Annotated in this window: 9 protein-coding genes; 1 reads left to right on the top strand and 8 read right to left on the bottom strand. The window is 58.8% G+C overall.

All coding sequences use genetic code 11. The features are described 5' to 3' along the window. Window positions 1-162: 162 nt before the first annotated feature. The 8 genes from grxD to ACESMT_RS02285 form a co-directional block, all read right to left on the bottom strand. Entirely contained in the window at window positions 163-480 is a 318-nt protein-coding gene (grxD, locus tag ACESMT_RS02320; RefSeq protein ID WP_372824861.1) for a Grx4 family monothiol glutaredoxin, read from the bottom strand. A 17-nt stretch (window positions 481-497) separates the two neighbouring features. Further along, complete coding sequence (locus tag ACESMT_RS02315; protein WP_372824859.1) at window positions 498-746, bottom strand: BolA family protein; 249 nt, start codon at window positions 744-746, stop codon at window positions 498-500. 198 nt (window positions 747-944) lie between these two features. After that, window positions 945-1,430 carry a Fe-S cluster assembly sulfur transfer protein SufU gene (gene sufU, locus ACESMT_RS02310; RefSeq protein ID WP_372824857.1) on the bottom strand — a complete coding sequence of 162 codons (486 nt, stop codon included), beginning with the start codon at window positions 1,428-1,430 and terminating at the stop codon, window positions 945-947. Beyond that, the gene (locus ACESMT_RS02305; RefSeq protein WP_372824855.1) at window positions 1,430-2,698 is read right to left on the bottom strand and encodes a SufS family cysteine desulfurase; all 1,269 of its coding nucleotides are present in this window, start codon (window positions 2,696-2,698) and stop codon (window positions 1,430-1,432) included. Before ACESMT_RS02305 ends, sufU begins: the two co-directional genes overlap by 1 nt. Then, entirely contained in the window at window positions 2,695-4,011 is a 1,317-nt protein-coding gene (gene sufD / locus ACESMT_RS02300; RefSeq protein ID WP_372824853.1) for a Fe-S cluster assembly protein SufD, read from the bottom strand. Before sufD ends, ACESMT_RS02305 begins: the two co-directional genes overlap by 4 nt. Continuing rightward, a complete protein-coding gene (gene sufC, locus ACESMT_RS02295; RefSeq protein ID WP_372824851.1) occupies window positions 4,008-4,817 on the bottom strand; it encodes a Fe-S cluster assembly ATPase SufC in 810 nt (269 codons plus the stop codon). Before sufC ends, sufD begins: the two co-directional genes overlap by 4 nt. Continuing rightward, window positions 4,814-6,250, bottom strand: coding sequence for a Fe-S cluster assembly protein SufB (sufB, locus tag ACESMT_RS02290; RefSeq protein WP_372824849.1), 1,437 nt, complete (start codon window positions 6,248-6,250; stop codon window positions 4,814-4,816). The genes sufC and sufB overlap by 4 nt, the downstream gene beginning before the upstream one ends. A 73-nt stretch (window positions 6,251-6,323) precedes the next feature. Further along, window positions 6,324-6,674, bottom strand: a complete 351-nt coding sequence (locus tag ACESMT_RS02285; RefSeq protein WP_372824847.1) for a HesB/IscA family protein — start codon at window positions 6,672-6,674, stop codon at window positions 6,324-6,326. 288 nt (window positions 6,675-6,962) lie between these two features. Between ACESMT_RS02285 and ACESMT_RS02280 the strand changes: the two genes are divergently transcribed. Next, on the top strand, window positions 6,963-7,226 hold the full coding sequence (locus ACESMT_RS02280; protein ID WP_372824845.1) for an HNH endonuclease: 264 nt from the start codon (window positions 6,963-6,965) through the stop codon (window positions 7,224-7,226). Window positions 7,227-7,379: the final 153 nt, after the last annotated feature.

Here is a 7,379-nt window from a genome sequence, read left to right as displayed (position 1 = left end):
GCCGGCGCTGGGCCGACACGCAAGGTTTTTGGGGTCAGAGCCCAAATTCGCCGAGCCTCTGGCTCGCCCCTAGGGTGCAGTGCTTGCACTCCAGCGAAATTGGTATCGGATCCCAATAACCCCGTTAAGCGAGTAGCCCGCACATCACCCGTTTCAATGTCATCAAGCCAGCGCTGAATCGATCAACTTCTGCAATTCACCCTGGCTGTACATCTCGCGCACAATGTCGGCGCCACCGACAAACTCGCCGCTGACGTAGAGCTGCGGAACGGTTGGCCAGTTGCTGTAAACCTTGATGCCATCGCGAATTTCCGGGTCGGCCAGCACGTCCACGGCGGTAAAGTCCGTCACACCGCAGGCCCTGAGTAGCTGCACCGTCGCACCAGAAAACCCACACTGCGGGGACTGGGGCATGCCTTTCATGTAGAGCACGACGGTATCGGCTGCGACCTGATTGCGAATTCTTTCCTGTACGTTCATTTTTCATTTCTCCAAAGTTATTTGATGGCTGATTGCGCCCAGGCATCGGGCGTGAATGTGCGCATGGCGAGCGCGTGAATTTCCGAGCGCATGCGGTCTCCGAGTGCCAGATACACCAGCTGATGCTGCTGCACCTTGTTTTTGCCGGTGAATTGGGGGCTAACGACCACCGCCTCGAAGTGCTGGCCGTCATCGCCCCGCACGTCCACGTGATCGCAGGGCAGGCCATGCATGATGTAGTCTCTTAGTTCATTCGCTGTCAGCATCTTGTCCTCTCAAGGGTTACTCTGTGGCGGGGGTACTGCGACTCAGAAATAGAGGAACAAAATGAAAACGATGGATTTTTCCGTCTGGCTAGGCGCGAGGAGGCGACATAGCCGCAGCTATGGCAACGACGAGCAACAACGCCAGGCGGGAAAAGACGCGTTTTCATGTTTCTTTATTTCTGAGTCGCAGTACTAGCATCACGCGTTGCCGATCGGTGCGTGCATAGCATCTTCCCCGGCCTCGGTCGAGGCACTGGCGACCGAATTGAACGCAGCATGCAAGGTGTGCCAGGGCAAAATCGCGCATTTGACGCGTGTCGGCAGGTCCCGCACACCAGCGAATACCGCGAGCCGGCCGATGTGATTCGGACTGTCAAGGTCGAGCTTTCCAGTGGCCATGGCGAGAAATTCCTGGATCAGAATTTCCGCGTCCGCACGCGACTTGCCCTTGACAGCGGATGTCATCATCGACGCCGACGCCTTGCAGATCGCGCACGACTCACCCTGGAACGCGATGCCATCGACGCACTCACCCTTCAGATTCAGTCCCACGCTGATGTGATCGCCGCACAGCGGGTTTTGCCCATTGGCATGATGGCTGGCATGCTCAAGCTTGCCGTAATTGCGCGGCTTCCTGTTGTGGTCGAGGATGACCTCCTGGTACAGCGCTTTGTAGTTGGCCATTACGCAAACACTTTCTGCACGCTGCGAATGCCTGCAATCAGCGCGTCGACTTCCGCCAGTGTGTTGTAGAACGCAAATGAGGCCCGTGAGGTGGCCGGCACTTTGAAGCGCTGCATCAGCGGTTGCGCGCAATGATGTCCGGTGCGCACCGCGACGCCCTCCTGATTGAGCAGGGTTCCGACGTCGTGCGGATGCACACCATCAATGGTGAACGATATGACCGCGGCCTTGTTTTTGGCGGTGCCGAGAATACGCACGCCCGGCATGTGAGCCATTTGTTCGGTCGCATACTGAAGTAGATCAAGTTCGTGCGCGGCGATGGCATCCATGCCGATGCCCGAGAGGTAATCGACTGCTGCGCCCAGCCCGATGGCGGCTGCGATGGGCGGCGTGCCGGCCTCGAATTTGTGCGGAATCGTGTTGTAGGTGGTTTTCTCAAAAGTCACCGACAAAATCATGTCGCCGCCGCCTTTGAAGGGCTGCATTTTTTCCAGCAGCTCGGCCTTGCCATACAGCACGCCGATGCCGGTCGGGCCGCACAACTTGTGACCCGAGAAGGCATAGAAGTCGCAATCCAGATCCTGCACGTCGACCTGCAGGTGAGGCACTGCCTGGGCGCCGTCAACCAGCACCCGCACGCCGTGGGCGTGGGCAAACGCGATCATCTGCTTGACCGGGTTGATGCTGCCCAGCGCGTTGGAGACATGCATCACGCCGACCAGCTTGGTGCGCTCGTTGAACAGATTTTCGTAATCATCGATCAGCAGTTCGCCGGCGTCGTTGACGGGTACAACGCGGATTTTTGCACCAGTTTCTTCGGCCAGCATTTGCCACGGAACGATGTTCGAATGGTGCTCGAGCGTGGTCAGGATGATCTCGTCGCCCGCCTTGATGAACTTGCGGCCATAGCCGTGCATCACCAGGTTGATCGCATCGGTGGTGCCGCTGGTGAAGATCACTTCACGCTCTTCGGGTGCGTTGATGAAGCGCTGCAGCTTGCGCCTGGCAGCCTCGTATTCAGCTGTCGCGGCCTCCGACAAATAGTGCACCGCGCGGTTGATGTTGGCGTGCTCGCTGGTCTGGTAGCGCACCAGGCGGTCGATCACCTGCTGCGGCATCTGGCTGGACGCGGCGTTGTCGAGATAGACCAGCGGCTTGCCGTCAATCTGGAGTTGCAGGATCGGAAAGTCAGCGCGCACGCGCTCGACGTCAAAAGCTGCCATGTCGGTCACCGAAGGGCGGGTGAGTTCGGCCAGGACGGCGCTCATGGCTGGCTACCGGTTTGGGTCAGCACCCGCCGCTGAAGCTGGTGTTTGAGCGAGGCCACGTGAATGCGATCAATGATCTCACCGGCAAACGCATAGGTCAGCAGACTGCGCGCGGCGCCATCCGACAGGCCGCGGCTTTTCAGGTAAAAAACTTCCTCGACGTCGAGCTGGCCGACGGTCGCGCCGTGCGCGCATTTCACATCGTCGGCAAAAATCTCCAGCTCCGGCTTGGTATCGACCTGCGCCTTGGCACTCAGCAGCAGGTTGCGGCTCGACTGAACGGAGTCGGTATGCTGCGCGCCCTGGCGCACCATAACTTTGCCATTGAACACCGCATGAGCGCTGTCGCCAGCAATGCACTTGTGCAGTTGCCGACTCACGCCGTGCGGCTTGGCGTGGTCAATGCGGGTATGGGTGTCGGCCAGTTGGCTGTCGGCGATCAGCGCCAGGCCGTCGACTGCGCATTCGGCGCCTTCGGCCAGCAACACGTTCAGGTCATAGCGCGAAATCTGCGCGCCCATGGCAATGCTGACAGACTGGTAATGGCCAGTGCGCCCTACGGACACCGCGCAGTTGGCGATGTGAAACGCCTGCTGGCTGTCGCGCTGCACGCGGACGTGCTTGACGTGGGCCTGATCGGCCAGCACGATTTCCGTCACCGGGTTGATCAAGTAGGGCTTATCCTGTAGCGCAACGTAATCCTCGATCAGCGTCACGCTGCTGCCCGACTCGGCGACCAGCAGACAGCGCGGATAGCTGGCCACGCCCGCCTGCGTCGCAATGAACAGCACATGCACAGGCGCGGCAAACTCCACGTTGCGCGGCACGATGATCACTGCTGCATCGTGCAGAAAAGCGGTGTTAAGCGCGGCAAAGACGTTGTCGCTCGTGGCCTGATGACGGCCGATCTGCGCTTCTATCGCTACAGCATGCTCGGCCCCAATGGCCGACAAGCTCGTCAACACCATGCCACTTTCCGTGGTTTGGCTGGACAGTTGCGGCGTATAAATGCCATCGATAAACACCAGCCGGTGTGGAATATCGTCCAGATAAAAAGGCGCGATGTCCGCCGCAAGCAAGGGGCTGGCGCTGCGCACCGGCTCGAATGACAAACGCGTGAGCGGGGCCAGATCTGTAAAGCGCCATTCCTCGTCGCGCAGCGTCGGCATCGCCAGCCCATCCAGGTGGGCCACTGCCTCGCCGCGCAGCGCATTGATGCGCGCCCATGGGCTGGCCGGCAACTGCGGCTGGCTGGTCAGCAGCGCGTCGAGATAGTCGACAGCAGGTTGCCGAAGCGCGGTGACGGTGCTCATAAGGTAAGCTCCGCCGCCCTCGTTTCGCTGGCTGCCTGATGCTCGTCGCTGAGCCAGTCGTAACCGCGTTCTTCGAGTTCGAGCGCCAGCGCCTTGCCGCCAGTTTTGATGATGCGGCCCGCGTCCATCACATGAACGAAGTCGGGAACGATGTAGTTCAGCAGCCGCTGGTAGTGCGTTACCAGAACGACTGCGTTGTCAGGGGTGATCAACTGGTTGACGCCCTGCGAAACCACTCTGAGCGCGTCGATGTCCAGGCCTGAATCGGTCTCGTCGAGAATCGCCAGGCTCGGCTCCAGCAAGGCCATCTGCAAAATTTCATTGCGCTTTTTCTCGCCGCCGGAAAAGCCTTCGTTGACGCTGCGGTCCAGAAAGTCCGGGTTCATGTCGAGCAGCTTCATCTTCTCGCGCACGAAGTCGTCAAACTCGAGCGGATCGAGCTCTTCCTTGCCGCGCTGCGCCTGCACCGTGTTGTAGCTGAGGCGCAGAAACTGGCTGTTGGCGACACCGGGTATCTCGATCGGATACTGAAAAGCCAGAAACACGCCGGCGCGGGCACGCTCTTCGGGCGCCATGGCGAACAAATCCCGGCCTTCAAACAGCACTTGACCAGCGGTGACTTCATAAGCGGAGTGGCCCGCCAGCACCTTGGCAAAAGTGCTCTTGCCCGAGCCGTTGGGCCCCATGATGGCATGCACCTCACCGCTCTTCACGGTAAAGTCCAGGCCTTTCAGAATTTCGATACCGTTCACGGTCGCGCGCAACCCGCGTACGTCAAGTATGGTTTTACTGTTCTGGTAAATCATCCGACACTTCCTTCGAGCTTGAAACCGAGGAGCTTGGTCGCTTCGACCGCAAACTCCATCGGCAATTGTTGAAATACGTCTTTGCAGAATCCGTTGATGATCATCGACACGGCAGCCTCGGCGCCGATGCCGCGCTGGGCAAAATAGAACAGCTGGTCCTCGCCGATCTTGGAAGTCGAGGCCTCGTGCTCGACCTGGGCCGTGCTGTTGCGCACCTGGATGTAGGGAAAGGTGTTGGCGCCTGACTGGTCGCCAATCAGCATCGAATCGCATTGCGAATAATTGCGCGCGCCCGCAGCCGTCGGTGCAATCTTGACCAGCCCGCGGTAGCTGTTGTTGGAGCGACCTGCCGATATGCCTTTGCTGACGATGGTGCTGCGCGTGTTCTTGCCCAGATGGATCATCTTGGTGCCGGTATCGGCCTGCTGCAGGTGGTTGGTGACGGCGACCGAATAGAACTCGCCGACCGAGTTGTCGCCACGCAGCACGACAGAAGGATATTTCCAGGTAATCGCCGAACCGGTCTCAACCTGGGTCCATGAAATCCGTGAGTTAACGCCTTTGGCCAGGCCGCGCTTGGTGACGAAGTTGTAGATGCCGCCGACGCCGTTCTCATCGCCCGCATACCAGTTCTGCACCGTCGAATACTTGATATCCGCGTTGTCCAGCGCGACCAGTTCCACCACCGCGGCATGCAACTGGTTGCTGCTGAACGCAGGTGCCGTGCAGCCTTCAAGGTAAGAAACCGACGCTCCTTCCTCCGCGATGATCAAGGTGCGCTCGAACTGGCCTGATTCCTCGGTGTTGATGCGAAAGTAGGTCGACAAATCCATCGGGCACTTGACGCCCTTGGGAATGAAACAGAACGAGCCGTCGGTGAACACCGCCGAATTGAGCGCAGCATAGTAGTTGTCGCCTGTAGGCACCACGCTGCCGAGGTACTTTTTCACCAGCTCGGGGTGCTGTAAAACGGCCTCGGACATCGAACAGAAAATGATGCCGACCTCGGCCAGCTTGTGCTTGTAGGTGGTGGCCACAGAAACGCTGTCAAAGATCACATCGACCGCCACGCCGGCCAGCGCCATGCGCTCGTGCAGCGGTACGCCGAGCTTCTCGAAGGTGCGCAGCAACTCGGGATCGACTTCGTCGATGCTCTTGAGCTTGGGCTTCTGCCGGGGCGCCGCGTAGTAGCTGATGGCCTGAAAATCAATCTTCGGGTAATGAACGTTGGGCCACACCGGCTCTTTCATCTGGAGCCAGGCCTGGTAGGACTTGAGCCGGAAGTCGAGCAGCCACGCGGGCTCGTCCTTCTTGGTTGAAATCATCCGGATGGTGGCTTCGCCAAGCCCCTTGGGCGCGACGTCCGATTCGATGTCCGTGACAAAACCATGCTTGTAGGGCTGGTTGACTAGGTTTTTCAGTAGCGCACTCATGGCGATCCTTCTGGCTGGTTATCTGGCTTGAAGAAAACAGGGCGGTGCAGGGCGGTAGAGCGCCCTGCAGTGCCTAGGCTGGGGCTGTGTTCGTCTTTTTCTTCACGTTGAAACTCTCACCGCAGCCGCACTCACTGTCGACGTTGGGATTGTCAAATTTGAAGCGTTGCTTGAGGCCTTCGGTGACGAAATCGATGATGGATCCATCAAGGGACAACAGGCTGTCGGCATCGACCACCACGCGGGCACCATGCGACTCAAAGTTTTGGTCGCCCGGATCTGCCCTGTCGACGATGTCGAAGGTGTGCGCCAGGCCGGTACAGCCGACCTTCTTGACGCCGATGCGCAGCGCAATTCCCTTGCCGCGTTTTGCCAACTGGCGCTGAATCTGTTTTGCCGCGTTTTCTGTCAATGTAAGTGCCATCAGTCAAACTCCTTGGTTGTCACAGTCAATCATCGGGAAAAACCAGCCGGATCGCTCTTGTTTCGGGAGGTACCCACCGCCTTGATGTGGATATCCTACTTAATTAGTCAACTATATATAGTCCGACTAAATTAGTCAACTATTCCGTTGAAAGCAGAGGGTTTATCGGGGGACATCAACAGCGAAGATGGACCCCGGCGCGGATAAGTCTGCTGCGGCGCTTGCCACGCGCGACAGGCTCCCCAGCGTTTCCAACCGGCATCAGTACAGACAACCGAGGGCTTGAGGATGAGCAGACTTTCCCACACGCGGGACAAAATTTATAAAACCGTGGCCCGGCAACTGCATGGCCAGGTGCCTTGCTGGGTCTGCGGCGAACATGTGCTGCCGGCCGCCGCCACGCTGGAGCACATCCGACCGCTCAGCGAAGGCGGCAACAGCCACGCCGAGAACCTGGCGATTAGCCACGAGCGCTGCAACAACCAGCGGCATGCCAAGGGCAGCGTGGCCGAGGCACCGGAGCTTCCTGGGCAGCTGGCTCGCAGTTTGTGAACGAAATCGGCATCTATAGATAAGGCCCCATAAAGTCTGAACTTTCTTCGATTTTTCGTGTCGAAGCTTGATGGAAAAAGAAAGCGCAAGAAAGCAAACACTGGAGCAACTTCACGAGCGTCGCAAGCAAGTCGTGAGGTTGTACAAAAAAGG

The organism is Polaromonas sp., assembly GCF_041689105.1.
In the GTDB taxonomy this organism is placed as follows: domain Bacteria; phylum Pseudomonadota; class Gammaproteobacteria; order Burkholderiales; family Burkholderiaceae_C; genus Polaromonas.
The sequence above is the reverse complement of the archived record's forward strand: the minus strand, read 5'-3'. Positions and strand labels throughout refer to the sequence as shown.